General features: G+C 64.2%; 21 protein-coding genes. 7 read left to right on the top strand and 14 right to left on the bottom strand.

All coding sequences use genetic code 11. The features are described from left to right. Positions 1–22: 22 nt before the first annotated feature. On the top strand, positions 23–1,474 hold the full coding sequence (locus Pan44_RS16635; RefSeq protein ID WP_145031130.1) for a lipopolysaccharide biosynthesis protein: 1,452 nt from the start codon (positions 23–25) through the stop codon (positions 1,472–1,474). Here Pan44_RS16635 and Pan44_RS16630 read toward each other — a convergent pair. After that, entirely contained in the window at positions 1,471–2,346 is an 876-nt protein-coding gene (locus Pan44_RS16630) for a class I SAM-dependent methyltransferase (RefSeq protein ID WP_197453390.1), read from the bottom strand. The genes Pan44_RS16635 and Pan44_RS16630 overlap by 4 nt on opposite strands. Positions 2,347–2,686: 340 nt before the next feature. Between Pan44_RS16630 and gyrA the strand changes: the two genes are divergently transcribed. From gyrA to tmk, 3 genes are all read left to right on the top strand, one after another. Continuing rightward, positions 2,687–5,461 (top strand): DNA gyrase subunit A, encoded by a 2,775-nt coding sequence (gyrA, locus tag Pan44_RS16625; protein WP_231754080.1) that lies wholly within the window; start codon positions 2,687–2,689, stop codon positions 5,459–5,461. A gap of 161 nt (positions 5,462–5,622) precedes the next feature. Further along, positions 5,623–7,092 (top strand): amidohydrolase, encoded by a 1,470-nt coding sequence (locus Pan44_RS16620; RefSeq protein ID WP_145031127.1) that lies wholly within the window; start codon positions 5,623–5,625, stop codon positions 7,090–7,092. Next, entirely contained in the window at positions 7,089–7,778 is a 690-nt protein-coding gene (gene tmk / locus Pan44_RS16615) for a dTMP kinase (RefSeq protein ID WP_145031126.1), read from the top strand. Before Pan44_RS16620 ends, tmk begins: the two co-directional genes overlap by 4 nt. 54 nt (positions 7,779–7,832) lie before the next feature. Here the strand turns inward: tmk and Pan44_RS16610 are convergent, their stop codons facing one another. Then, complete coding sequence (locus Pan44_RS16610) at positions 7,833–8,741, bottom strand: DUF58 domain-containing protein (protein ID WP_231754079.1); 909 nt, start codon at positions 8,739–8,741, stop codon at positions 7,833–7,835. Continuing rightward, positions 8,732–9,295, bottom strand: a complete 564-nt coding sequence (locus tag Pan44_RS16605) for a CinA family protein (protein WP_145031125.1) — start codon at positions 9,293–9,295, stop codon at positions 8,732–8,734. The genes Pan44_RS16610 and Pan44_RS16605 overlap by 10 nt, the downstream gene beginning before the upstream one ends. 100 nt (positions 9,296–9,395) lie before the next feature. Between Pan44_RS16605 and Pan44_RS16600 the strand changes: the two genes are divergently transcribed. After that, positions 9,396–10,658: a pyridoxal phosphate-dependent aminotransferase gene (locus Pan44_RS16600; RefSeq protein WP_145031124.1), complete on the top strand. Its 1,263-nt coding sequence runs from the start codon at positions 9,396–9,398 to the stop codon at positions 10,656–10,658. Positions 10,659–10,732: 74 nt separating this feature from the next. Here Pan44_RS16600 and Pan44_RS16595 read toward each other — a convergent pair whose 3' ends face one another. Both Pan44_RS16595 and Pan44_RS16590 read right to left on the bottom strand, forming a co-directional pair. Beyond that, a complete protein-coding gene (locus Pan44_RS16595; protein ID WP_145031123.1) occupies positions 10,733–11,863 on the bottom strand; it encodes an RtcB family protein in 1,131 nt (376 codons plus the stop codon). Next, positions 11,860–12,306, bottom strand: a complete 447-nt coding sequence (locus Pan44_RS16590) for a ribosome-binding factor A (protein ID WP_145031122.1) — start codon at positions 12,304–12,306, stop codon at positions 11,860–11,862. The genes Pan44_RS16595 and Pan44_RS16590 overlap by 4 nt, the downstream gene beginning before the upstream one ends. A 561-nt stretch (positions 12,307–12,867) precedes the next feature. Here Pan44_RS16590 and Pan44_RS16585 point away from each other — a divergent pair. After that, positions 12,868–13,668 carry a hypothetical protein gene (locus Pan44_RS16585; RefSeq protein WP_145031121.1) on the top strand — a complete coding sequence of 267 codons (801 nt, stop codon included), beginning with the start codon at positions 12,868–12,870 and terminating at the stop codon, positions 13,666–13,668. Positions 13,669–13,711: 43 nt separating this feature from the next. Here Pan44_RS16585 and Pan44_RS16580 read toward each other — a convergent pair whose 3' ends face one another. From Pan44_RS16580 to Pan44_RS16560, 5 genes are all read right to left on the bottom strand, one after another. After that, entirely contained in the window at positions 13,712–13,894 is a 183-nt protein-coding gene (locus tag Pan44_RS16580) for a DUF1328 family protein (protein WP_145035075.1), read from the bottom strand. 65 nt (positions 13,895–13,959) lie between these two features. Continuing rightward, a complete protein-coding gene (locus tag Pan44_RS16575; RefSeq protein WP_145031120.1) occupies positions 13,960–14,493 on the bottom strand; it encodes a GNAT family N-acetyltransferase in 534 nt (177 codons plus the stop codon). 860 nt (positions 14,494–15,353) lie between these two features. After that, positions 15,354–16,433 carry a peptide chain release factor 1 gene (gene prfA, locus Pan44_RS16570; RefSeq protein ID WP_145031119.1) on the bottom strand — a complete coding sequence of 360 codons (1,080 nt, stop codon included), beginning with the start codon at positions 16,431–16,433 and terminating at the stop codon, positions 15,354–15,356. 200 nt (positions 16,434–16,633) lie between these two features. Beyond that, a complete protein-coding gene (locus Pan44_RS16565) occupies positions 16,634–16,909 on the bottom strand; it encodes a type B 50S ribosomal protein L31 (protein WP_145031118.1) in 276 nt (91 codons plus the stop codon). Positions 16,910–17,076: 167 nt separating this feature from the next. Beyond that, positions 17,077–18,363: a Gfo/Idh/MocA family protein gene (locus Pan44_RS16560; RefSeq protein WP_145031117.1), complete on the bottom strand. Its 1,287-nt coding sequence runs from the start codon at positions 18,361–18,363 to the stop codon at positions 17,077–17,079. Positions 18,364–18,573: 210 nt separating this feature from the next. Here Pan44_RS16560 and Pan44_RS16555 point away from each other — a divergent pair, with 210 nt between their 5' ends. Further along, a complete protein-coding gene (locus Pan44_RS16555; RefSeq protein WP_231754078.1) occupies positions 18,574–20,322 on the top strand; it encodes a carbon starvation CstA family protein in 1,749 nt (582 codons plus the stop codon). A gap of 408 nt (positions 20,323–20,730) precedes the next feature. On the opposite strand, the gene Pan44_RS16550 is transcribed toward Pan44_RS16555, so the two are convergent. The 4 genes from Pan44_RS16550 to hemG form a co-directional block, all read right to left on the bottom strand. Continuing rightward, complete coding sequence (locus tag Pan44_RS16550) at positions 20,731–22,917, bottom strand: peptidoglycan D,D-transpeptidase FtsI family protein (RefSeq protein ID WP_145031116.1); 2,187 nt, start codon at positions 22,915–22,917, stop codon at positions 20,731–20,733. Between the two features lie 2 nt (positions 22,918–22,919). Further along, complete coding sequence (gene murA, locus Pan44_RS16545; RefSeq protein ID WP_145031115.1) at positions 22,920–24,248, bottom strand: UDP-N-acetylglucosamine 1-carboxyvinyltransferase; 1,329 nt, start codon at positions 24,246–24,248, stop codon at positions 22,920–22,922. Between the two features lie 129 nt (positions 24,249–24,377). Next, positions 24,378–25,157 (bottom strand): SDR family NAD(P)-dependent oxidoreductase, encoded by a 780-nt coding sequence (locus Pan44_RS16540; RefSeq protein ID WP_145031114.1) that lies wholly within the window; start codon positions 25,155–25,157, stop codon positions 24,378–24,380. Continuing rightward, positions 25,154–26,689: a protoporphyrinogen oxidase gene (gene hemG, locus Pan44_RS16535; RefSeq protein WP_145031113.1), complete on the bottom strand. Its 1,536-nt coding sequence runs from the start codon at positions 26,687–26,689 to the stop codon at positions 25,154–25,156. The genes Pan44_RS16540 and hemG overlap by 4 nt, the downstream gene beginning before the upstream one ends. Positions 26,690–26,927 lie beyond the last annotated feature (238 nt).

Here is a 26,927-nt window from a genome sequence, read left to right as displayed (position 1 = left end):
CCAGAAGTCAGACCCTATTTCGATGGCCGGTCGCGACGAGCACCCTGGAAGCCTCCCGGCGCGACTCAAGCGGCTCGCTCAACGCGTCGACATCGATCGGGCGCTCGCCTACCTGCTGGCCAGCCGGATCTGGCAGTTCCTCGCAGGGCCGGTCACCGCGTGGCTGATCGCACAGCAACTCAGTGATGATTCGCAGGGGTTTTACTACGCATTTCTGCCGCTGCTGGCGACACAGGCGTTCGTCGAACTGGGGCTGCACACGCTGACGGTCTACGCCGCCAGCCACGAGTGGGCCGCCCTTTCACTCGGCCCAGACGGTCGCTTCCAGGGAGATCCGACCGCGCAGGCGAACCTAGTGCAGATCGGCCGGCAGAGTTTCGGCTGGTTCCTCATCATGAGCGCGGTGTTCGGCGCGGTGATCACGCCCGTCGGGATCTGGTACCTCTCCGGCCAGGATCCCGGAACGCTGTCGTGGAGACGGGAGTGGATCGCGACCGCTGTGTTGACGGCTGCCTCACTCGGGCTGCAGCCCGCCTTCAGCCTTCTGGAAGGCTGCCGGCAGGTGACGTCCGTCTATCGCTTCCGGTTCTTCCAGGCGCTCGCCGGAAACGTCGCCGTCTGGATGGTCCTCTCCATGGGAGGAGGTCTGTGGGCGTTGCCGGCGTCTGCGTTCGTCCGCCTGGCGTTTGATGTCGCCCTGATCGCCTTCGCCAATCGCGGCTTTTTCCTGAACTTCCTGCAGCCGGCCGAGGGGGGAGACCACGACTGGCGGGCCCGGCAGTGGTCGTTGCAGTGGCGAATTGCTCTGCAGAGCATCTTCGGATACGCCAACACCTGGATCTTCACCCTTGTCGTCTTCGAGATGTATGGCGCGGCCGAAGGGGGGCGGATGGGCATGACCTGGTCGATCCTGACCGCCATGCAGGCCGCGGCAGCCGGCTGGATTCAATCCCGCAGTTCACTGCTCGGGGTGCTGGCGGCCCAGGGGGACCGCAACGCTCTCGACCAGGTGTTCCACCGGCTCGTGAAGGTCTCGACCGCCGTGATGGTGATCGGCAGCGTGGCCCTGATCGCCGTGGTGGCGTCCCTCAAGGCGATGCATGCGACTGCGATCGACAGTCGGCATTTCCCGGCGATCCTCGGCCGCATTGCCGACGTCCTGGCTCCCCGGGTTCTCGATGTCCGCCCAACGGCGATCTTCTGCGCGGCCCTCACCCTCCAGAACCTCGCCATCGCCTTCGGCATCTACGTGCGGGCCCACAGGCGGGATCCGTTTCTGATCGCCAATCTCGTCAGTTCGACGACCTGTGCGCTGCTTGTCTGGCTGTTGACGGCGAGATTCGGCGTCGAAGGAGCCGCCTGGGCGCAACTCACGGCCATCCTGACGACGACCCTGCCACTCAACTTCATCCTCTGGCGCCGGTTTCGGGAAGAAAGCGAGGCCTCTCTCGCGCCTCCTCCGCCTCGCCCCTAAAACCGTCCCACGGACGGGTAGGGGAGTTGATGTCGGCGAACGCGTCGCGCGTTGACGAATGTCCGCCATTTGCCGATGGCGGAACTGGAGATCCGCGTCAGGCCCGGACTGAACTGGACGGCCTTCAGCAGCCGCTCGGCCTTTCCTCCCTCTGCGATTCCTCCGGCGTCTTTCAAATCATTCTGGTCTGCATCCCGCCAGGTCTGTTCGTAAAAACCCTGCTGCGGCGTCGAGTCGTCGAACCGGTCCGGGGCGATCGAGACGCTCCACGTAAACCAGATCGATTGATCGAGCATTCCGATAGGAATCATCCGGAGCGGTGCATTGAGGTAGTCGAAAACCTGCCACTCCCCCCGCGGCAAATCGATCGGAATCCGGCATAGAAACAGGTCCGCGAGTTCGTGCCGGTTTGCGCGATAGAAATCGTAAAACAGCGTGGGCGACACACTGTAAAAACCATGCTCGACGCAGTTCGAGGAGGGGGTCAGATGAACAATTCGCCCTCCCGGCCGCACGAGCCGGCAGCAATGCCTGAGCGCGGCCGGGAAATCGAACACATGCTCGAGCGTGCCGCTGTCTAGCACGAGGTCGAACTGGCCCTGCAACGCTGGCGGCGTCTCGGGGCCATTCAGGTCGAGGATTTCATCGCACGCCTCGTAATTCGAAACGTCGACGCGCACGATGTCAGAAAATCCCAGGCTCGTCAGCAGCGAGCGGTCGGAGACAAAACCCCGGGCCGCCAGGGCTGGTTCCCGATGCGGCTCGAAATTGTGATGCCGCAGCGTGACGCCCTGTCCACGCGCCATCGATTCGACCTCTTCGGCCGTCGCGTAGACGTGCTGGCTCCCCAGCGTCACGACTCGGCCAGACATTGGCCGACGACGGGCCTCCTGGAGTAGGAGATGGATGGCCGCACGGGCGAGTCCCATAACCGCAAATCTGGGCTGGAGATGACGTAAACAGGGGACATTCGCCGCGTTGATTTTCGCGCGTGCCACAGCATTGGCGCTGCAAAGCTCCAGAGTCTGGAAACTTCCGTGGCCGGTGGCAATTCACGCCGGGTGGCGGTGTCGAAATGCCTCCGCGTCGGAGCCTCGTTGACGACGGGCGCAACGCGGCCTCAATTCGCCGTTCATTCGGTTTTCTCAGCGTCGGAAACTCCCTAGAATTGAGGGCTTAGAGTCACTTTCACACATCTGGAGCACTCGTCCCTTGGCTGATGGAACGCCCGGCTCGCCCGCGAACAATCCTGAGAACGGTTCGGGAGCGCTTGGAGGCCGGATTGATGACCTCGACATTCGCTCCGAGCTTGAACAGAGCTACCTGACGTACGCGATGAGCGTGATCGTCAGCCGCGCGTTGCCGGACGTCCGGGACGGGCTGAAGCCGGCCCAGCGGCGAATCCTTGTCGCCATGAACGACCTGGGACTCGGGCCGGCCAGTGGCCGAGTCAAATGCGCCAAAATCTCGGGCGATACGAGTGGTAACTACCACCCTCACGGTGAGTCCGTCATTTATCCCACCCTCGTCCGCCTCGCGCAGGACTGGGTGATGCGCGAAGTCCTGATCGACAAGCAGGGCAACTTCGGCTCCCTGGCGGGCCTCGGCCCGGCGGCCATGCGATACACCGAGGCGCGGCTCTCGTCCGCGGCCGCTGAACTGCTCGCCGACCTCGACCGCGACACCGTCGACTTCATTCCGACCTACGACCAGCGGCACCTCGAGCCCGTCGTCCTCCCGTCGCGGATTCCGAACCTGCTCGTCAACGGCTCGCAGGGAATCGCCGTCGGTATGGCGACGAGCATTCCGCCGCACAACATGGCGGAAGTGGCTGGAGGCGTCATCCTCCTGATCGACAATCCGGACGCCACCTTCGAGGAACTCTGGGAGCAGATCCCCGGCCCTGATTTCCCGACCGGCGGAATCATCTGCGGCCGCTACAACCTGCGGCAGGCCTATCTCACGGGCCGCTCGACGATCGTCGTCCGCGCGAAGGTCCATTTCGAGACGGAGAAGAACACCGACGTCATCGTTGTGACGGAGATTCCGTACAACGACACGCGTGACCGGATCAAATCCAAGCTCGAGGAACTGATCAAGGACGATCGCGTCCAGGGCATCTCGCGGATCGTCGACCTGACCGACCGCAACACGCCTCCCTGGCAGGTGCGGCTGCACATCTACCTGAAGCGCGACGCGGACAGGGACATCGTCCTCAACCAGCTCTACAAGTACTCGCCGCTGCAGTCGACCGAGAGCATGAACATGCTCGCGCTCGTCGGCAACCGGCCGCAGACGCTGTCACTGAAGGAGATGCTGGAGGAATTCATCCGGCATCGCGTGACGGTCACCCGCCGCAAGACGGAACACCTGCTCGCCGAGGCGCGAAACCGCAAGCACACTGTCGAAGGCCTGCTCGTCGCCCAGGTCGACATCGACCTCGTGATCCGCACCATCCGCCAGTCCCCCTCGCGGGCAGAGGCAAAGAAGCGGCTGCAGGAAATCGAAGTCGCCGCCGAACTGCTCGCCCGGGCGCTCGGTGACGAGGGCTTTGCCCTCTATCAGGAAGACCACGGCGTCCGCAGCACGTACTCGCTCTCCGCCAACCAGGCGGAGGCGATCGTCAGCATGCAGCTCGGCTCGCTGGCCAACCTCGAGCGCGACAGCCTCGTGGGCGAATACAAGAAGCTGCTGGAAGACATCCTCGGCTTCCGAAATCTGCTGTCCGACGAAGCCAACCTCCGCGCCGTCATCCGCGAGGAGATGGTCGACCTGCAGCGGAAGTTCCCGAGCCCCCGACGAACGGAGATTTCCGAAGAAGAGCTCACCGAGGTCAATCGCGAGGAGCTGATTCCCGAAGAGACGATGGTGGTGACGCTGTCCCACCGCGGCTACATCAAGCGGACTTCGCTCTCCGAATACCAGGCCCAGAATCGCGGCGGCAAGGGGATGATCGGCGCCAAGACCGGCGACGACGACCCGCTCGAGCACCTGTTCGTCTCCAGCACGCACGCCTTTCTGCTGTTTTTCACGAACCTCGGCAAGTGCTACTGGCAGAAGGTCTACGACCTGCCGCTCCAGGCCCGAACCGGCAAGGGGAGGGCGCTCGTCAACGTCCTGCAGCTCTCCGAAGGGGAGAAGGTTCAGACCTGCATCGACGTCCGGGAATTCCAGGACGACATGTTCCTGCTGATGGCCACGAAAGACGGCACTGTCAAGAAGACGGAACTCGCCGCCTACAGCCGCCCCATGAAGGGGGGCATCATCGCCATCAAGCTCGAAGAAACGAAGAACGAGAAGGAAGAAGTGATCGGCCGCGACGAGCTGATCGAAGTGGTCAAGGTGAAGGCGGGCGACGACGTCGTTCTCAGCACCTCGACCGGCATGGCGATCCGCTTCAGCGAAGCCGACGCGCGGCCCATGGGCCGGAACACGATGGGTGTCAAAGGCATCTCGCTCACCGGCGGAGACCACGTGGTCGGACTCGTCGTCGCCGAAGAGAACGCCACGCTGCTGTCCGTCTGTGAAAACGGCTACGGCAAGCGGACTCCGTTCGGCCTCGGCGAACTCGACAACGAAGGAACTTCCGATCCCGACGTCACCGATGTCCCGACGGCTCCCGTCGAAGGTGAGGAAGGATCGGGCGGAGCTTCCAGCGGCATGCGTTACCGTCGTCAGCGTCGCGGCGGAAAGGGTCTCCGCGACATCAAGACGACCGCCCGCAACGGGAAGGTCATCAGCACCCTCTGCGTTCATGACGAAGACCACGTGCTGATGATTTCGACCGGCGGCAAGATCCAGCGCGTGACCGCCGCTTCCATCAGCGAGATCGGCCGCAATACCCAGGGCGTTCGCGTGATGCGCCTCGATGAGGGCGACAAGCTCGCCAGTATCGCCCGCATCCCGGCCGACTTCGCCGACGAGAGCGTCCCCCTCGCCGAAACACCGCCGGTTGAGACGCCACCAGCCGGAGACGCCACGGGGTAAGGCACGCGTCGGACTGCTTCAGAAAGCCCACGGGTTTCCCCCGTGGGCTGTTTTCGTTGCCCCCGTGCAGCCCGCCGCACGACCCGGTATCCTCGGGCTATCAGGTCTCAAGGGCGCTCGCCCGACGTCAGCTCTCGATTTCACATCCCAGGTGATTCCGCATGCCCAGACTGATCGTGTACGCGACCCTGGCAATCGCGTTCCTGTCGGCGGATGTCCCGGCCTTCGCACAGTCGAAGCCCTTGAAAGAAGCCGCCGTCAAGGCGGTGACCGCGAGGACGGACGAGGCGTGGACGAAGGCGGCGCAGATCTGGGAATGGGCCGAACCCGGATACCAGGAGTTCAAGTCGTCGAAGCTGCTTGCCGACTGGCTCGAATCCGCGGGGTTCCGCGTGACGCGCGAGGTCGCCGGAATGCCGACCGCCTTCATCGCCGAATTCGGCGAAGGAAAGCCGGTCATCGCTCTCCTCGGGGAATATGACGCGCTGCCGGGCCTGGCCCAGGAAGGGGTCCCTCATCGCGAGCCGCGGCCTGGCAACGGTTACGGCCACGGCTGCGGTCACCATCTCTTCGGAGTCGCCTCGGCGGCGGCCTGCCTGTCGATCGCGGAACAGATCAAAGCCGGAGCCCTCAAGGGCACCGTCCGGTTTTACGGATGCCCGGCCGAAGAAGGGGGCGGCGCGAAGGCATTTATGGCCCGCGACGGCCTCTTCAAGGATGTCGATGTCGCTCTCCACTGGCATCCCGGCACCGCCAATTCCGCGGGCGACCGCGGAACGCTCGCCCGCATTGCCGCCAAGTTCCGATTCCATGGAAAGAGCGCCCACGCCGGCGGCTCGCCGGAGCAGGGGAGGTCGGCCCTCGATGGCGTTGAGCTCATGGCGCATGCCGTCGAGATGCTCCGCGAGCATACGCCCGAAGAGACTCGAATCCACCACGTGATCACCAGCGGAGGACAGGCACCGAACGTTGTCCCCGACTACGCCGAGGTCTACTTCTACGTCCGACATCCGAAGTCGCTGACGGTGCGGCAGATTTTCGAGCGTGTCGAGAAGTGTGCGGAAGGAGCTGCGCTGGCGACCGAAACCCGCCTCGAGATCAAGCACGAAGGCGGAATCGCCGAGATCCTTCCCAACGTTCCGATGTCGCAGGTGATCCTCAAGAACCTCAAAGATCTGAACAAGCTCGAATACAGCGCGAAAGATCTGGAGTTCGCCGCGCGACTCTCCGAAACCCTGGAGAAGCCCGAGCCTGTGGATCGCATCCGTATCGTCAGCGACCGCTCTGGCGATACGGGCCGGGGCTCGACCGACGTCGGCGACGTCTCCTGGGTTGTTCCGACCTCCGGTTTCGGGACAGCCTGTTTCGTTCCCGGAACGCCCGCCCATTCGTGGCAGGCAGTCGCCTGCGGGCAGCAGCCATTCGCAAGAGACGCCATGATGCTCGCCGCCCAGGTCCTCGCGGCGACGACCTTCGACCTCATGACCAGGCCCGAACTCGTGGCGGCCGCCAGGGCCGATTTCGCCCGCCGCACCGACAAGCAGAAGTACACCCCCCTGATTGCGCCCGATCAGAAGCCGCCTTTGGATTACCGGACGCCTGTGAAGAGTGGAGCAGCAGCGGTCGAATGAGCACGACGAGTTCCGGGGACCGCCGCGGCGTCCTCATCGCCATTGAAGGCATCGATGGCTCGGGAAAAGGGACGCAGGCCGCGCTGTTGCGCGACGCCCTGAACGCCCGTGGCCGCAAGACCGCGCTGATCAGCTTCCCCCGCTATCAGGACACCTTCTTCGGCGCGCGCATCGGCGATTTCCTCAACGGCCGGTTCGGATCGCTCGACCAGGTCCACCCGTTCCTGGCGGCCACGTTGTTCGCGGGCGACCGCATGGAATCGCGATCGATGCTGCTGGAAGCGTTGGCCGCCCACGACGTCGTCATCCTCGACCGCTATGTCGCCTCCAACATCGCCCACCAGGCGGCCAAGCGCGAAGGAGCCGAGCGGAAGGAACTCGCACGCTGGATTCTGTCGCTGGAGTTCGACGTGAACGCGCTTCCGCGTCCGGACAGGACGCTGTTGCTCGACCTCCCCGCCGCAACCGCTCAAACCCTGATCGCGCGGAAGAACGCCCGCAGCTACACCGACCGTGTCGCCGACCTGCAGGAGGCCGATGCGGCTTATCTGGAAAACGTCCGACAGGTCTATCTCGACCTCGCTGCCGAGGAGCCCCGGTGGTCGCTCGTTGAAGTTGAGCGGAACGAAGAGCTTCGGGCCATTGACGACATCGCCGCCGAGATCATGGAAGCGGCCTCGCGCTGATCCCCCGCAGTTGCGCTGCTCCGCGCCTCTGCTGGCGCTGTCAGGGTCGGGCACTTACCGCTTCGACTTTCGCCGCGACCGCTGGTCCAGGTATTGCCCGAGCGCCTTCGCATACGGCATCGTCGTCGTCAGCCGCACGAGGTCCACCCCGGCGTGACTGCAGATGTCGGCCAGCTTCCCCTGGAACTGTTCAAACTGCTCGAGATACGCCGCCCGGAGCCGGTGGGGATCGACCAGCAGCCGATGATCGACTCGCTCCAGGCTGCGGAAGAGCGTCGGCCGGCTGAACGGAAACGTCTCTTCTTCGGGAGCAATCACCTGAAACAGGATCACTTCATGATGCGCGTGCTGGAACTGCTTGAGCGCCTGCGTCAGAGGCTCGATGCGATCGAAGAAGTCGCTGAAAATCATCACCAGCGACCGCCGCTTGAGCGACGGGATGAGCGTGCTGAACACTTTCGACAGACTCGTTTCGCCTCCCGTCTCCCAGTTCGTCAGCACGCCCGACAATCGCTGGAAGCTGTTCTGTGAAACATTCGGCTCGACCCGCTCGCGCACTTCGGTGTCGAACGTCACGAGTCCCACCGCATCCCGCTGCGCCAGCAGCAGGTATCCCATCGCAGCCGCGAGGTATCGGGCGTAGGTGAACTTGGAAAGGGTGCTCTCGCCGTATCCCATGCTTCCCGAGCCGTCGACGACCAGGTAGGTCCGCAGGTTCGTCTCTTCCTCGAACTCCTTGACGTAGTACCGTCCCGTTTTGCCATACGCCCGCCAGTCGATGTGCCGGATTTCATCCCCCGGCGTGTACTGCCGGTGTTCCACGAACTCGACGCTCGCCCCTTTGAACGGACTGCGATGCTGTCCGATCATGTAGCCTTCAACGATCAGCCGCGCCGCCACATCCAGCCCCGAGTATTTGGCCAGCGCGGTCGGATCTTCCAGCGGTGCGGGGTTCAGCGCCACGAAAGCGACCTTTCCAGTTTGCCAAGAAACTCCACGATTTCTTCGAGGAACACCGTGGCCGCCTCCTCCTGCCTTTCGCTCCGGGATTTCAGCAGCTCCGCAGTCGGCCGGACCTGGGAAACGTAGCTGGTCGAGATTCCTCCCGGCTCATCGCCGTCGCGACCGGGACGGGCCAGTGAGATGCGGATGAACGCGCGCCCGTCCAGATCGGCGGGCGCATTGGGGCCAAGGTGCCCGCTGATCGCCGCCGCGATGTCCGCCTCCGGCGTCGCCCTGGCCACGGCCCGCGCGAGAGCATTTGACGTCAATGGCCCCACGCTGTCCGACTCGGCCGGATCAAAGCCCGGCGGGTCGACGCCCAGCCAGCTCCTTTTCGTTTCGGTCCGGTAAACCACCATCGAACCGCAGAACCAGTTCGAGATCCCCGGCACTCCGGACAGCGCTGCCGCCGCCATTCCCCCCGTGCAGCTTTCGGCGATCACCAGCTTCAGTTCGAGCGTTGTCAGCAGGCGGGCCGTCTCCAGCGACGCGGCGATCAGTCGTGAAGGGAGCATGCAGCAGTCATCCGTTCGCGGACCGTTCACCCGCAACTCATTGGCGATGTCACCGACGAGCCATTAGTTTGGCGGCCACACCTCTGGAAAGGAACCCGATATGGCCGCTGCGCTCAGTGATTTCGCCCGTTCACTCACCGTGGAAACCGCGTTCTCCGTCCTGGCCGTCGCCAAGACCCTGAAGGCGCAGGGGAAGGACGTCGTCGAACTCGAAATCGGCGACAGCCCGTTCGACAGCACCTCCTCCGCCAAGTCGTCCGGCATCGCGGCCATCAACGCCAATCAGTCGCACTACTGCCCCTCTCCCGGGCTCCCCGAATTCCGCGAAACGGCCGCCGCCTTCGTGAAGGAAGAGTTCGGTATCCCCGCCGAGGCGAAGAACATCGTCGTCGCCCCCGGAGCGAAGGTGTTCGAGCAGTACTTCTGCGAGGCATTCTGTAACCCCGGCGACAGCGTCCTCGTCTTCGCGCCGTACTTTCCGACCTACACCCCCAATATCCTCCGCCGCGGCGCGACGATGGTGACGAGTTCGCTGAAGCAGGCGAACGATTTCCGCCCCGATGTGGCCGAGGTCGAAAAGTTCCTGAAGACCGCGAAGAATCCCAAGGCCATCTTCCTCAACTCGCCGCACAATCCGACCGGCGGCGTGGCCTCGGAAGGCGACCTCAAGGCCATTGCCGACCTCATCCGCGGCAAGAACATCGCCGTCTTCAGTGATGAACCCTACTGCCACATGGTGTGGGAAGGCCGGCATCATTCGATCCTCGCCCAGCCCGGCATGATGGATCAGGCCGTCGCCGCCTTTACATTCAGCAAGTCGTACAGCATGAGCGGCTGGAGGCTCGGCTTTGCGGTCGCCGGCGCCGAGATCGCCGATGCCATCGGCAAGATGATCAACACGACACTTTCCTGTACGCCCCCCATCGTACAGCTTGCCGGCATGAACGCCCTCAAGCGCGACAAGGCCGAGCGCGAAGAGCAGATGGGTAAGTTCCGCGAGAAGGTCCTTCTGCTGACGAAGGGACTCAACGCCATCTCCGGCTTCAAGACGATCGACCCCAGGGCCACGTTCTACGTCTTCCCGAACGTCGCCCCCGTCTGCAACGAACTCGGAATCACCAGCCACGGCCTGGCCATGTACTTCCTCGAAGGCGCCGACGATCAGTTCGGCGTCGCCTGCCTCGGCGGGGAATGCTTCGGAGAAGCCGGCGGCGGATTCCTCCGCTTCAGCTGCGCCGAGCCGAACGATCGCCTGCAGAAAGCCCTGGACTTCCTCCCGAAGGCGATTGCGCGAACCGACCGCATCGCGGCCTATCTCGAAAAGCACCCCAAGTTTCGGCTGCAGAACAAGTACGCCGTCTGAAGAGAGCCTCTGAACCGCTGACAAGAGAAGCCCACGGGCCGCGGTCCGTGGGCTTCTTCGTTGTCCCTCCGGCCTTAAGTTCCCTTATAGCTCAACACCGGTCGCAGTCGGCGAACGACGCGAACGAGATCCTTCTGCGCCTGCATGACCTTCTCGATATCGTGGTAGGCGCTGGGGGCTTCCTCGCGCAGCACATCGAATCGACGCCGGTCACACCAGATGCCTCGCAGCTCGCGTTCCAACTGCCGGGCGCCGATCTGCCGTCGCGCTGCATCCCGGCTCAAACGCCTTCCGGCGCCATGCGAACAGGAACGCAGCGATTCCGGCAGACCGCGACCGACGACATGAAAGGTCGCTGTCCCCATCGAGCCGGGAATGATGCCCGCTTCATCGGTTCGGGCGGACTGCGCCCCTTTGCGATGAACCAGGTAATCGTTTCCGAAGTGGGTTTCGCGACGCACGTGGTCGTGATCGCTGTGGATCAGCCTGGACCAGTCGACGGTGGCCGAAAAGCGATCGGCCAGAATCGTTTCAACAGCACGCAGCATCTCCAGACGGTTCGTGGCGGAGTATTCCCGCGCCCAACCGACGTCCGAAAGGTAGGCACGACCGGCGTGTCCCTCGGCATCGAAGAACGGAATGCCGACTGACGATCCCTCGGCGTTCCGGACGTGATGCGCCGTGATCACCTGTCCCATTGCGCGCGATCCGCTGTGGACCATCACCCACATCCGGTCGTCTTCGTCCGCCTGGAACTCCAGGAAATGGTTGCCGCGGCCGAGTGTTCCGAGTTGGATGCAACCTTCCCGTTCGGCCATCCGGCCCAGTCGCGGGTCGCTCAACGGAAAGTCTCTCAACCGATCGGGCAGGGCCCTGCGAGTGCGATGCCTGTTGGAAGGGACCTCTCGATACAAGTCGCCCAGCAACTGGCCTGCGGACACATCATCGTCGAGCAAGTCCGCCTCCGCGTCGATCGGGACCGCCGCCATGCCGCAGCCGATGTCGCCACCGACGGCGGCAGGATAGATCAGTCGATTCGTCGCCAGCACCAGGCCCACGCAGACCTCCGCGGCCAGATGAGCATCCGGCATGACGGCCACGTATCGGACGTCCTCGGCAGTACGAATCCGATTCACGGAGTCGACCACCTCGGTGCTCAGCCGACCTGGCGACCGGACAAACAGCGTTGCGGGAGGTGAAGTCATCGTTCGTCCTCCCCATTCACTTCGACGCCGGCGTCCGGCGCGAGAATCTGGAACGTCAGAACGGGCGTCTTCTTTCTCGTGATCGCGGCCGCGATCTCACTCCGCAGTCGCCCCTGGACCAGGGCCAATTGCGCCTCGATCTGTTCGCGGCGAAACTGGTCGGGAGGCACATCCGCGGTGACCGTGACCAGCAGTTGCGACGCGTCGCGGCCGGGCAGGACCGAGACGACCTTCAGGCTGGCCAGAAGTTCGTCGCGGGTCTCCCCGGTCAGCACCAGGTCGAGAGTTCTCTGGACCTGGCGGCAAAGCTGCCTCGACTTGCGGTGATCCTGGTCGCGCTGTCGGGCAGGTCGGAAATATCGGCGGGGATCAACCCCGTCGTCCTCGTGAAGTTCGCCACAGAGCGCGCGCAGTTGCTCGCGCTGGCGTCGATGAAGGGCCATGAATCTCTTTTCGTGTGCGGGAAGAATTGGCCCCGCGCGCACATCGGGCAGGGCCGGCCTGAAACGGCAAACCGATCGGCAGAGAGAGCCCGGGCCCGGGAAAGGGAATGCCGTCGCCTGACGCGACGATCATTCCATTCAGCCGGCCTGCAGGCTCATTGGCACAGTGAAAGCGACTTCGGGGCGCATGGCACACCTCGAGAAAAAGACCGTCATCCCACCGAACTCAGTGGAATCAGAGCCCCCGACACACGCCCTCGCAGCAGGGTTCACCGGAAAAGTGATCAAAAAGGCGATCCGCTCCGGAGGTGGGGACGTGGCTCGACCAGTGCTGTCAAGGTTTGGGCGCACGGTCAGAAGCCCGGAATTCGCCAGCGTCGTTCACGACTCGTTCCAATGGAGACGAACGAACGACCTCGAAGCAACGCAAAGCGTCTTCGACCGACAACAGCTGGCCCCGTCGAATCCGTGGTTCTGCCTTCGCTGTGTTTCCCCTCATTCGTCTTGTGAAAACCCCTCCGGAAGTCGTAAAAGTATCTCGACCAACGGTTGAGGCCAGCGATGGATCGAGTCTTGTTGCGAACGACTCTCGGCGTGAGTTGCCTGTTCGGGCTCGCGTTGACAGATCGAGTCGCCTGTGGGGAAGAGCCCGTCGTCGCGACGAGCCCCGCCGCCCCGGTCGAGTTCTCCTGGGCCAGTCTTGCCCGCGAAATTGCTCTCCACGTCATCCCCGAAAACTACAGGGACGATCGTCACTGGGACAAAACCGAGAAAGTCGCCTCGGGAGTGAAGGTCAAAACCAAGGGAGGCCAGGTCCGCTTCGAGCAGCGGGAGAAAAAGGTCAACCACGGATTCTGGCGACGATTCTCAATGTCGCTGATCAACCCCGACAAGACTCTCGAACTCGACATCCGGAATATCAGAAAGACGCCGGACGGCGCGACGCGCTTCGACCTCTTCGTCGCTGTCCGTGCCCGCTGCGAAACCCAGTTCGCGCTGTGGACATGGGGCGTCAAAGGGATCAACGGTACCGTCGAGAGCGACGTCACGGTCCAGGCACTGCTCGATTGCTCCTTCCGGGTCGATTCCGAATTCATGCCCGACAGCCTGCTGCCGGTCTTCGTCGTTCAACCGCATTTTCACGATCTCGACCTCAAGCTCACCGACGTCGACACCCGCAAGATCGGCCTGCTGGGCGGATGGGTGGCCGAGGAACTCGGCAACGGAACCCGGAAGGCGTTCGAAGACCTGCTCCAGTCGCAGGAGCGGCCTCTCCTGGAACGCATCCGGAAAACGGTCGCTAAGAAACAGGATCGGCTTCGCCTGAATCCGGCCGATGCCGCCCGACTCTTCGCGCGCTGACTCTCAGGCCGCCCGCCGGGCCCTGTGTATTCCGTCGAACCGGTCAGGCGACCGCGCGCACCACCCCGACGCCGAGCAGCACCAGGGCAAACAGGAAAAGCGCAATCACCAGGAAGATCCCGAAGAGAAGCTTCGCGGCTGATGCTGCGCCCGCCGCCAGCCCCGTAAACCCCATTCCTCCCGCGACCAGCGAAATCACCATCGCGATGATCGCGAATGTCAGCAGCTCCATGAGTCCCTCCCGAGAGTGGTCACGATGCATCAGCGCCTGACGCCGCGGAATCGGCCAGGTCACCGGGCATCCGACTGCACATCGCGGGCCGAACCGGCCAACGACCGCCACTTCGAGCGCGTCAGTTCGTAAACCAGGCAATCGTCCTCACCAAAACGCCGCGGCCCGCGACACTCGAACCCCAGCCGTTCATAGAATCGAAGTGCCCGGACATTCGACTCCAGCGGGTCGAGAAGCACCGCGCTGACCGATGGGACGTCGAAGCAGCGGGCGATCGCGAACTTCATCATCGTCGTGCCGTACCCATGGCCCAGCGCATCGGCCGGACCGATCCAGATGTCGATGGCCCTCAAGCCCGTGCCGACCTCCCCCCAGTAGTGGGACTCTTCTTCGGCCGGATCGATGATCTGCAGAAAGCCGATCGGCCGCCCGTCCAGTTCGGCGATCAGCTGCTCGCGCCAGCTCACTCTCCGCCCGAGCTCCGTTTCCCAGTCCCACTCATCATTGGGGTCGGAAGCGAGGACGTGCGGCTCATCGTCCCATCGACGGAGCAGGGGAGCGTCGTTCGATTCCGCGGGGCGCAGTCGAAGCATTCCAGATCCTGATCTCTGCAACTGCGGAAATGGAGAAAGGGACGAAGCGACTTCGCGCTTCGCCCCTTCAGTGGCAGATCTGCTCACGTGCGGCGTGCGATCATTTGGGAGCCGGTTCCGGGGGCGGCTCCGGGGCGTCACTCGCCGGTGCAGGAGCGGGCGCGGAGTACGTCGATCCCATTGGCGCGCCGCCGTATCCGGCGTCACAGGCGCTGCAGCCCGATCCGCAGGCCCCGCAGGGTGCACCGCAGCTCGGAGCGTAAGCCGCCCCGTATCCGCCGCAGGGAGCTCCACAGCTTGGCCCGCAGGGCGCGGCGCACGAGCTGACCGGGCAGCACGATCCATAGTTGTTACCGCAGCACCGTCGTCTCCGTCGACCCGCTTCCGCGTCGCTGCTCGCCGCCAGGATGAGCGCGACCACAGACGTCAGAACGATCAGTTTCCTCGCCATTGATGCATCTCCATTGAGTTGAAACGTTCGGACTTCCGAAGGGCCACGGCGACCTGCGCCGCCTCGACGGGCCCATCGCGCCCTGGCACACAGCCGGGACAGCAACCGGAACTCCCAGAGGTCAGGAGACCATAGATTTGCAGCTTGAAAAGACCTCTCTCCAGATTGCCCGAACATCCCCGGATGTCGGGCACAACCCGACACGTCGAATGAAGAGAGAAGCGGCATTGAAGTGTCTGGCGGATTGACTGCGGCCCCTCAGGCGACAGGGAAGCCCCATGGCGAAAGCCGTCGCCAGCGCCGCCGGAATCACTCGTCTCAAGCTGCAGGCCGCGCGTCTGAAGCCCCCTCAGAGAATCAGGCTCAACACTCCGCCTCTCGAGTTGGCCGCTGACCGCGACCAACAGGATTACGACGGCGTCGCGCCCAGCCCTTTCAGCCGCTCCTGGCGGTCGAACTCCACCAGAGCGCCGACCAGTTCATCCAGGTCCCCTTTGATGATCTGGTCCAGCTTGTACAGCGTCAGCCCGATGCGATGGTCGGTGAGCCGTCCCTGCGGGAAGTTGTAGGTGCGGATCCGTTCGCTCCGGTCGCCCGAACCGATCAGCGTCCGCCGCTGCGTCGCCCGCTCCTCGTGGATCTTCTGTTCGGTCGCTTCGAGCAGCCGGCTGCGAAGGACTTTCATCGCCTTCGCCTTGTTCTTGTGCTGGCTCTTCTCGTCCTGACACTTCACGACGATGCCGCTGGGAATGTGCGTGATCCGCACCGCGCTTTCGGTCTTATTGACCTTCTGGCCTCCCGGTCCGCCCGCCCGCATCGTGTCGATCCGCAGGTCTTCATCGCGGATGTCGATTTCGGCCTCCGTCGCTTCCGGCAGCACCGCTACCGTCGCGGCGCTGGTGTGAACCCGCCCCTGCGATTCGGTTTCCGGCACGCGCTGCACGCGGTGCCCGCCGCTCTCGAACTGCAGCTGCTGAAAAGCCCCCTCGCCCTGAACGCCGAAGGTGATTTCCTTGAAACCCCCCATTTCCCCGTCGGTTGCGTCGAGGAGTTCGATCTTCCATCCGCGGTTCTGGATGAAATGGGAGTACATGTTGAACAGGTCGCCCGCGAACAGCGCCGCCTCGTCTCCGCCCGTGCCCGCCCGGATTTCCATGATCAGCCCGCCACGCGTCGCCGCGTCGCCCGCGGTCGCCAGGTCTTCGAGCTCCGTCCGCATCCCGCCGATCTTCTGCTCGAGCTCGGCCACTTCCGCCAGCAGGTACTCCCGCGAACCTTCGTCCGCTTCCAGCTCCAGCATTTCCTTCGCACCGGTCAGGTCCGATTCCAGCCGGTAGTACGTCCGGACGGTTTCAGCGACCTTGCGCAGCCCGCCGTACTCCTTCTGGACTTCCACCAGCGCGGCCGGATTCGCGAGGACATCCGGCTCCTGGAGCCGTCGTTCCAGCTCTTCAAACCGCTGGAGCTTCAGATCAAGACTCGGAAACATGGAACACCTCGACGCGCAGGAACTGTGATCTCGACCAAAACAAACGGGGTGGTCAAGACGCTACAGATCGCGGAGGCAGGGCATGAGAATGCCAGCGTGAAGAAGAGCAGGGGGAAGAACAGCAGCGTCCGGAATGGTTCCGGACGCTGCTTCGATCACAATCCCTGGAGCCAGTTCGAACCGGCTCCGGGCGGCGCGAATTACTGCGCGGCTTCGGTGGACTCTTCCTTCTTCGCCCACTTGTACTTCTTCTGGAACTTCTCGACGCGGCCGGCCGCATCCAGAAGCTTCATCTTGCCGGTGAAGAACGGATGGCTCGCGGCGCTGATGTCGACGGTGATCAACGGGTAGGTGTTTCCATCCTCCCACTTGATCGTCTCTTTGGACTTCATCGTCGACTTCGACAGGAACTTGAAATCCGCGCCGATGTCGTGGAACACGACCGCGTGGTAATCGGGATGGATGCCGTCTTGCATTGCGAAACTGCTCGAAACTCAGGTCTTCCGGGAATAGGAGGAACCCGGAAAGGTAAGGCCCGGGCCGCGACGACGCAAGTCTTTTCACCATTTGGAAAAAAGCTGCGACAACGGGCTGCCGTCGAGCGGACGCCCGCGTCCACGAACTTCAGCGAAAACACCCGGATTCAGAGTTCCCACCCCTTCCGGTATTCCCGCCGCAGGTACTGGTCGGCCTCGGGGACATTCGTCGCCTTGAGCGCCACCGGGTCCCACGTCAGCGTTTTCCCAGTCCGGTAGGCCACGGTGCCGAGCAAGACCGACTCCGTAAGCGCCCCCGAGTAGTCGAAGTTGCACAACGTCGGCGAACCGGATTTACAGGCCGCAATCCATTCCTGGTGGTGGCCGATCGACTTCGGAATCGACTTCGGCGGCGCTGTAAAGTCTTTGAAGTGCTCTTCGGGAAACAGGCGGTAGTTGCCGTAAGTGGCGAACAGAGAACCCTTTTCGCCGACGAAATAAACCCCGGTGTTCGGCAGTTCTTTCTCATGGACCGGCTTCTGGACCATGTCGCCGTCCATCCAAGTCAAAACGACAGGCGGCTGCTCGCCGCGGGCCGGAAACGTCCAGGTCACCTTCATGCCCATTGGCCCCGTTTCTGGATGGACGGGCGGCCCCTCGGCGGCAATGGTCTCCGGATGACGAAGGCCGAGCGCCCAGAAGGCCAGGTCGATGTAGTGACATCCCATGTCACCCAGCATCCCGGTCCCGAAATCCCACCACGATCGCCAGTTGCCGGGCAGGTAGGTGTTGTGGAACGGCCGTTCCGGCGCCGGCCCCAGCCACAGGTCCCAATCGATCTCCGGCGGAATCGGCTCGGCGACCGCCGGACGTTCCCCGCCCCCCCAATGGCGTCCCTTCGTCACCCAGACTTTCACCTCACGGATCGGTCCCAGCACTCCCGCCTGAACCGCTTCGACGACACGACGGTAATTCTCCGTGGCGTGGATCTGTGTCCCCATCTGCGTCGCGAGCTTTTCCTGCTTCGCCGTTTCCGACATCAGACGCGCTTCCCAGACGGAGTGGGCCAGCGGCTTTTCGCAGTAGCAGTGCAGGCCGCGGCGCATCCCCGCCAGGCTGGCGTGGGCATGCACGTGATCGGTCGTGCTGACGACGATGCCGTCGAGCTTTTCCCGGTCGAGCAGCTTCCGGAAATCCTTGTAACGCGACGCCTGCGGATATTTCTCGTACGCCTTCGCCGCCTGGCGGTCATCCACGTCGCAGATCGCGACGATGTTCTCCGAGCCGACACCCGCCAGGTTGGCGCTTCCGCGATTCCCCGGTCCGATGATCCCCAGGTCGAGTTTCTCGTTCGGAGACTTTGAAGGCGCGGCCGCGAAGGAATTGGCGACGAACAGGCCTGGAGCAAGGGCCGCAGTCGTCTGGAGGAAGTCGCGACGTGAAAACCGACGCATGGCGGGTGACCCTGGTGGGAAGGTGTGATCCGGGGTGGGGAAGGCCAAACCAAATTACGGCGAGGAAAACCGGAAGGCAAAGGAGCGCCCGGGTGAACGATCCGCGTCGCCTGTCAACAGGTTGGCCGTGTCTGTAGCATCGCAGTTGTCGAGGGGCTGCGACGCCTCTCCGACTGTGTCTGAGCCGCTCGGGTCTGGAGTCTGACTTCCATGATGACGTCGATTGTCGTGCTGTCCGCGGTGATTCTCACGGTCGCCTACGTGACCTACGGCCGGTTGCTGCCGCGATTGTTCCGGATCGATCCCAATCAGCCGACCCCCGCCTTTACCATGCGGGACGACGTCGACTACGTCCCCTGCAACAAGGGCCCGCTCCTCAGCCAGCACTTCAGCGCCATCGCCGCCGCCGGCCCGATCGTCGGACCGATTCTCGCCGGAGCCTATTTCGGCTGGCTCCCGGCACTACTGTGGATCCTCGTGGGCTCCATCTTCGTCGGCGGAGTCCACGATTTCGCCTCGCTGATCGCCTCCGTGCGTCACAAGGCCGATTCGATTTCTGAGGTCGTTCGCCAGCACATCAGCGGCCGGGCGTTCGTCCTGTTCCTGATCTTCATCTGGCTGGCGCTCGTCTACATCATCGTCGCCTTCACCGATATCACGGCCACCGCCTTCATCGACGACCAGGTCATCGATGGCGGTGAAACGGTCCTGGGGAAGGGGATCGCGACGTCGTCGCTCCTGTACCTCCTGTTGCCGATCGTCATGGGCATCGTGGTTCGCTTCGGCAAGGTGAGCATGGAAAAGGCCACCTGGATCTTCATCCCCCTGGTCATCCTCGCGATCTGGGTCGGCCAGAAGTTCCCGCTCGACATCACGTCGTTCTCGCATCTGCTTTATCCGCAGGACACCGACCGGGAAGCGGCCCGCAAGACGTGGAACGTGCTGCTCCTCGGATACTGCTGCATCGCCTCGGTCGTGCCCCTGTGGCTGTTGCTTCAGCCGCGCGGCCAGCTGGGCGGCTATTTCCTCTACGCCGCGCTCATCGCCGGTGGCCTGGGGATCGTCATGGGGGGCGGTGAAGTCCATCTCCCCGCCTTCAAGGGCATGGAAGCCTCGAACGGGTTCATGCTGGCCCCCATGCTGTTCATCACGATTGCCTGCGGCGCCTGCTCGGGTTTTCACGGGCTGATCGCATCGGGAACCACGTCGAAACAGCTCCGGACAGAAGCCGACGCCCGCCCCATCGGGTATGGCGCCATGCTCCTGGAAGCCATGGTGGCCATCGTCTCTCTCTGCTGCGTCATGATGCTCGTCCAGGATTCTCCGCTGGCTCAGAACCCCAAGCCCGAGCAGATCTACGCCCGGGGCATCGGCGCTTTCCTCGCGAAAGTCGGAGTCAACCCGATGTACGGCATCGCCTTCGCTCTGATGGCGTTCACGACGTTCGTCTATGACACGCTCGACGTCTGCACCCGCCTGGGACGGTTCATCATCCAGGAGCTGACCGGAATGCGCGGAGCGGCAGGAAAGTGGTTGGGAACCCTGTTCACCGCCGGCGTTCCGGTCTATTTCGTCACCCAGACCGTTCTGGACAAGGACGGCAAGCCGGGCGCTCCGGTGTGGCGCACCTTCTGGCAGTTGTTCGGCGCGAGCAACCAGCTCCTGGCGGCCCTCACGCTTCTCGGAGTGACGGTCTGGCTGTGGCGCACCCGCCGTGCCTGGTGGGTCTGGGTCGTCACTGGAATCCCCGCGATCTTCATGTACGTCATGAGCGGCTGGGCCCTGCTCACGATCATCCGCGCCGAGTTCGCGAAGTCCGGCTCCGGCGGCAGTCCGGTGGGATGGATTTCGGTGACTCTCGTCGCCCTGGCCGGCGTCATGCTGGTTGAGGCCTTCGTGGCCATCGCCGGCGGACTCCAGCCACCTTCGGCTCGCGAGCCGCAACCAGCCGCCGTATGAGCGAGGACATCGCGCGACCGGGCGAAAACACGCGCTGCATTTCCCGTGATTTCAAGCCCGAGGCCGTCGCCATTCCCGCGTTTCCCGACCTTCGAAGAATCGCGATGACGACTCCTTGAGCAGGCCGCGGGCCACGCGTAGGATGCAGACGGCGACGATTCAAACCCGTCGCCTTTGCCTCTGCGATGCTCGACCACGAGCCTGGTTTCGTTGACCCTACACACGTTCCGCAGGGGGCCGCTGGTTTGTCCGGCACATTGTTGATTCGGCGTGAAGGGCTTGCTCTTCCGTCCGAAAACATGACCCGGGGATGCGGCTTCCACTTGAAACTGCGGGTCTGAACGAGACGGCTTGAACGGCATCTCGCGGAGGTTTTTTCATGCGCCCCGCGCCTGCGACCATCCCCTCTCAATCGCGCGTTCGGTCCTCCGCCCGGATCAGTCCGTTGGCGACAAGCCCTTCCACAAACTGCCGGGCGACCGGCCCCGCGGTGTTCCCGCCCGAGCCCGCGTGCTCCAGCATCACCACGAACGCAATCCGCGGCCGATCCGCCGGAGCGTACCCCGCAAACCACGCATGATCGGGCTGCCCGCCCCCGGTTTCCGCAGTCCCAGTCTTCCCCGCGACTCGCACGCCCGCCACCGCCGCAGCCCGGCCCGTCCCCAGCGGATCTTCAACGACCCGTTCCAGCGACTCCCGCACCACTGCGATCGTCCGCGGCGAGAGGTCGAGCTTCGAAGACGCCGGCGGCGTTTCGAAGGACTCGAAACTCGCGAGTTGAATGCCGCTGGCAGCCTTCTCCAGCGGGGCCACGTGCGCAAACCGGGGCGAAACCAGGATGCCGCCATTGGCGATCGCCGCCATCATCCGCGCAACCTGCAGCGGCGAGACGAGCAGTGACGACTGGCCGATGGCCAGCTGGAGCGTCGAGCCCGTGTCACGCGTCCGGCGTCCGCCTGTCGGTTCCTTCGGCAACCGGCCGCCCTGTTCTCCCGGCAGGTCGGCCCCCGTTGGGGCGCCAAACCCGAATCGCTCACTCCATCGCCGCAGCGGCGCATCCCCCATCTTCCGCGCGGCTTCAAAAAAGAACACGTTGCACGACTGGCAGAGTGCGTCGGAGACGTTGACGTCGCCGTGGTTCAGACCGTGATTACGGAAAATCATGCAGCGGAGCTGGTCCGGGCGATTCAGATAACCCCGACAGTGAATCTGCGACTCCGGCTGAATGATCTCTTCCTCCAGCGCCGCGACGGCCGTCAACACTTTGAAGACCGAGCCGGGGGGAGCGGTCATCGCCGTAATGCGCGGATAGAACGGCCGGCGCGGATCGCTGACCAGCGCATTCCAGCGCTCCGCGTCGAACTCATTGAACAGGTTCAGGTCAAACCGGGGTGCGCAGGCCGCGGCCACGAGGTCGCCTGTCGCCACGTCCACAGCGACGATCGTTCCCCCTCGCGGAAGAGTCGCTGAGGGCTCGCCGGCCGAGGAATCGGACGGCGCAGCCTCTGCTTTGCGCGGCGACGCGAGTGCCGCCTCGAGAATCGACTCTGCGGTGCGCTGGACGTTCGCCACGATCGAGAGGGTGACGTCACGCCCCTCAACCGGCGGCCGGACAACCGCCGAATCGATCACATCGCGGCGGCGGTTATAGACCACCCGGCGCACTCCATCCTGGCCGCGCAGCACCGCGTCGTAGGCCTGCTCGACACCTCCTTCGCCTCCCTTGGCCAGAGCATGCTCACCCGGGCGGTACGAGCGGCGGACACCGATGACGTGCGACGCCAGGTCCTTCCCGGGATAGATCCGCTCGTGACGTCGCTGGATCGTCACCACGCCCGGCGGAAAGGTCGTCGGAGCCGATTCAATGGCGGCTGCGGTCGCGAGAGGAAGGTCGCTCAGGATCGGATGAACCTGGAGTTCTTCTCTCAGGACCAGCGGATCCTGCTTTTCTCGCTGCGGCGGAGTCGTCAGTTCGGCGACGATCGTCTTCCAGACCCGGTCGACCGAGAGCGGCTCGCTGGCAGAGGGCTCGCTCGCCGCCACTTCGTCGCCGGAGGCCGCCTGGCGGCGGTTCTCGACGCTTTGAACCATTCGCGCGACGCGCTGCTGAATCTCACCACGTCGTGCCTGGAGAGTCTCAGGGCTTGTCGACGTCAGGTGGGCCAGCGCACTCCAGAGTTGTTCGCGGGCCGCGAGCACTTCTACCTCGGCCTGTTTCAGCTTTTCGCGGTCGCGGCGATCGCGCGGCGCGAGGCGTTGACGCGCCTGCTGGCTGAGCCAGCGCGCACTCGGCGGCTCTTCCAGCCACCGATAGTGGACCGACAGATCGAACCGTGTCCGATCGAACGCCAGCACGACGCCATCGGACGACACGATGCGTCCGTGGCTCGCGGGGATTGGCTCGAGCACCGTCGACGTTTCATCCCACTGAACCACGAAGCGATCCGCCACAACTCCCTGCAGATGCGCCACGCGGCCGACAACAACAACGAGCATCACGCCGAAGCCCAGCGCGAGCAGCCGGATCCGTGACGCGGGCGCGTTGCCCCTCACGGGCGCCTGGAGTTTCCAGTGAAGAGCAGGGCGGTGGGACATGTTCACGCCGCCTTGAGGAACGCCGTCGGATCACTGCCGGGGATCGAATCGGGCGAATCGAGAATGCGCTCGACCTGCCCACCCAGCGACTGCAACTTGAGGTCCAGCCGTTCATAGCCCCGATCGAGGTGATAGACGCGACGGATCACCGATTGGCCTTCGGCGGCCAGGGCGGCGACCGCAAGCGCCGCACTGGCCCGCAAATCGGACGCCATGACGCTCGCGCCGCTCAGCCGGTTCCGCCCGCGGATGACAACGCCGTCGCCGCGATGCTCGATCCGCGCGCCCATCCGGCACAGTTCCGACACGTGCATGAACCGGTTCGGGAACACCGCATCCGTCACTGTGCTGTCTCCTGCGGCCGCCGTCAGCAGGGCCGTCAACTGGGCCTGCAGGTCAGTCGGCACGCCCGGATAGGGAGTCGCCGAGAATTCGATCGGTCGCAACATGCGTCGGCCTGCGGCCACGACGCGAGTCTCCTCTCCGGATTGCTCGATCTCGATGTCGGCGCCCGCCTCGCGCAGCAGATGGATGACGCTCTCGAGGTGAGTCGGCTGGATGTTCGTGATCGTCACTTCGCCCCGCGTCGCGATCGCCGCGATCATCAACGTCGCGGCCTCGATGCGGTCGGGAATGACGGAGTATTTCCCGCCGGACAGCGCGGCCACTCCCTCGATGCGGATCTCCGGCGTGCCTTGCCCTGTAATCTGCGCCCCGAGCCCGTTCAGGAACTCGGCGAGGTCGACGATCTCCGGTTCGAGAGCCGCGCTGGTGATCGTCGTGACGCCGCTGGCCAGCACCGCGGCGGCCATGATATTGGCTGTGCCGGTGACCGTACTGCCGCACGGCCCCGCGAGAGAGATGGTCGCCCCGCGCAACCGACGGGCACTGGCCTCGACATAACCCCCTTCGACCCGGATCTGCGCCCCCAGCGCTTCGAGCCCGCGAAGGTGAAGATCGATCGGGCGATGCCCGATGTTGCAGCCGCCGGGAAGCGAAACTTTCGCCCGACCGCGCCGCGCGACGAGTGGCCCGAGGACGCAGATACTGGCCCGCATCTTCCGGACGAGATCGTAGGGAGCCGTGAAGTGCTGGCGATCGATGACGCGCAGAGAAAGTTCCTGCGGACCGGTTGCCTCGACGTCGACGCCGAGGAGCCGGAGCAACTGGCTCAGCGAGTCGACATCCGCAAGCTTCGGAACTTCACTCAGCCGGACCGGTCCGTCAGTCAGCAGGCACGCCGCCATGATCGGCAGCGCGGCGTTCTTCGCCCCGCTGGTGCGGACGGTCCCGCGAAGCGGCTGACCGCCGCGAATGACAAGCATGTCCATCCGTGGACCTCAAGGGAACTTCGCCCGGCCATCGCATCGTACGATGACCAGCCCGGGAATCCGGCGACCAAATGATACGACGCGGCGGGCGACCGCCTCAACGGCAATGGCAAATCCTGCCGGACGCCGTTACTGCATCCCTTCGTCCCGCTTCGACCACCAGGGGAGGGAGATTCCGCCGTCCATCAGAACCGTGCTGCCGGTCATGTAATCGGCGTCGTCACTGGCGATGAACGTCGCGAGCCGCCCGAGCTCTTCCGGCTGTCCCAGACGCTGCCACGGAATGTTGCTCGCCCCCTGCGACAACTGGTCTTCGCTGAAGAACTTGCGCTCGCCTGGCGTGTCGATCCAGCCCGGATGAATCACGTTCACACGGATGCGATGTTTCGCCAGTTCGATCGCCGCCGTACGGGCCATGTGGTCGATTGCAGCCTTGGCCATGTTGTAGGCCATTGCGGTCGGAATCGGGATCACGGCATGCGGCGAGCTCACCACGATGATGACTCCGCGGTTCTGCGGAATCATCGCCTGTGCTGCCGCACGCACGCCGTAAAAGGCACCCCACATCGAGACGTCGATCGTCTTGCGAAAGCCTTCCATGTCGGCCTTCACCATCAGTTCGCGGTCGCTGTACGCGGCGTTCGAGACATAGCCGTCCAGAGTTCCGAACTCCTCGACGGTCGCCTTGACCATTCCCTCGACGTCGGCCTGTTTCGAAACATCCGCCTGCAGCAGCAGGGCCTTCCCACCCAGCTTGCGAATCTCGCCCGCGGCCGCCTCGGCCTCCTTCTTGCCCGAGCGATAGTTGATCGCGATGTTCGCCCCTTCCTTCGCCAGTTCAATGGCGCAGCCGCGACCGATCCCCTTCGAGGCCCCTGTAATGAGGAAATTCCGGCCTTTCAACTTCATAGCGTCAATCCTGCTGATTGTTGGGTTCTCTCGGCGAGATCGTCGCCGCGAGCCGGTGGCGTTGCAATCGTGTCGCCGCCCACGGATGAACCGCGGTCGCCAGCCACCCGGCCGGCCACGTCGGCCCACGCCTTCTCCGCGGCAGACAGGCCGCTCTGAATGGCGTCCGGAATGCCGACCCCATGATAGGCGTTTCCTGCCAGCGACAACCCGCGAAGTTCGCCCGTCTTCGCCTCGATGCGCTCGACGCGGGCCCGGTGACCGATGACGAACTGCGGAATGCCACTCGGATAGCGAGCCACTTCGCAGAAATCCGGCCTTCCCTCGACGCCCAGGATCGACCGGAGTTCCTCGAGGACGACTCGCTTCAACGCATCGTCGTCCGCAGCCAGCGCGTCTGACTGCAGGGCCCCGCCAAGGAACGTGCGCAGGATCACGCGCCCCTCCGGCGCACGCCCCGAAAACTTCCGGCTCGCAAACGAGACGGCGAGAATGCGACGCTGCTCGACATGGGGAATGACGAGGCCCGCGCCGTCCAGGGGGTGGCGAACGTCCGCCAGACGGTGCCCGCTCAGAACGATCGCCGAAGAAGAGTACTCAATCGCATTGAGATGCCCGGCCAGCGTCGCGTCCACCGCGTCAAGCAGCTTCGCCGAGCCATGCGCCGGCAAGGCCAGCACCACCGCATCAAAGACGTGGGTCTGCCTCCCCGCCGTCACCTCCCACTGGCCAGCCTCCCCGCGCCGAAGCCGCTCCACGCGGTCGCCGAAAACGAACTTCTGGCTCCGGGCGACCTCGCCCCTCATCGCCTCGAGCAGTTCCGTCATCCCCCCCGGAAGCGACACGAACAACCCATACCGGGCACCGCTGGTATCGGCGGTCCGCTGCCGGCGCAGAGCCTTCAGCACGCTCCCGCACTGCTGTTCCATCTGCTCGAAGCGCGGGAAGGTCGCCCGCAGGCTCAGACGTTCGAGGTCCCCCGTGTAAATCCCGCCGACCAGCGGTTGCACGATTCGCTCGAACGACTCGTCCCCGAAGCGTCGCCGGACAAAACTGGCGACCGATTCCTCGCCGTCGTCCATCCGCTGTGGAATCGACGTCTCCGCCAGCACCCGTTTCTTCCCCCGCCAGGAGAGCAGGGGCGACTTCAGGAACGGTCCGATCCGTGTCGGGGCAATCAGCTGAAAGCCCGCCGGAGTCGGCGTCGGCCGCCCGTGACGAAGAATGAAGGACTGCCGGAACCTCGGGTCTGTCGACACAAGCCGATCCTGCAGGCCCAGCCGGCGGCACATCGCCACGCCCCCCGGCTTGTTCGTAATGAACGAATCCGCTCCCCGCTCGACGAGGTACTCGCCAAGCCGCTGCGTCGCCACCAGCCCGCCGACCGCCGTGAAGCCCTCAAAAACCTGCAGATTCAGGCCTCTCCCCGCTTCCGCCGCCAGGTCAATCATCCGAATCGCCGCGGACAGGCCGCTGAACCCGGCCCCGACGATGGCGACGCGGAACGGGTGATCGGCCGGTGAGGAAGGCATATCCGCAGGATTGAGGTTTCCGAACCCGCTGGCAAGTCTTGCGGAACAGTAGGAAACGGTCTTCCCCGGTCGTAGAATTGGGGAACATGCCGCAGGCTCGGCCCGTCCTTGCGACCCGGTCGCCAGAAGCCTGCCCACGCCGGACCCGCCCACTGGATTTCCCCGCCATGCCTCGCTCGTTGTTTGCGATTGCCGCCACGGTTGCCCTCACCGCCCAGTTTGCCGTTGTCGCCGAAGA

This window comes from Caulifigura coniformis, assembly GCF_007745175.1.
GTDB lineage: Bacteria > Planctomycetota > Planctomycetia > Planctomycetales > Planctomycetaceae > Caulifigura > Caulifigura coniformis.
This window is presented reverse-complemented; position numbering and strand designations above follow the sequence as displayed.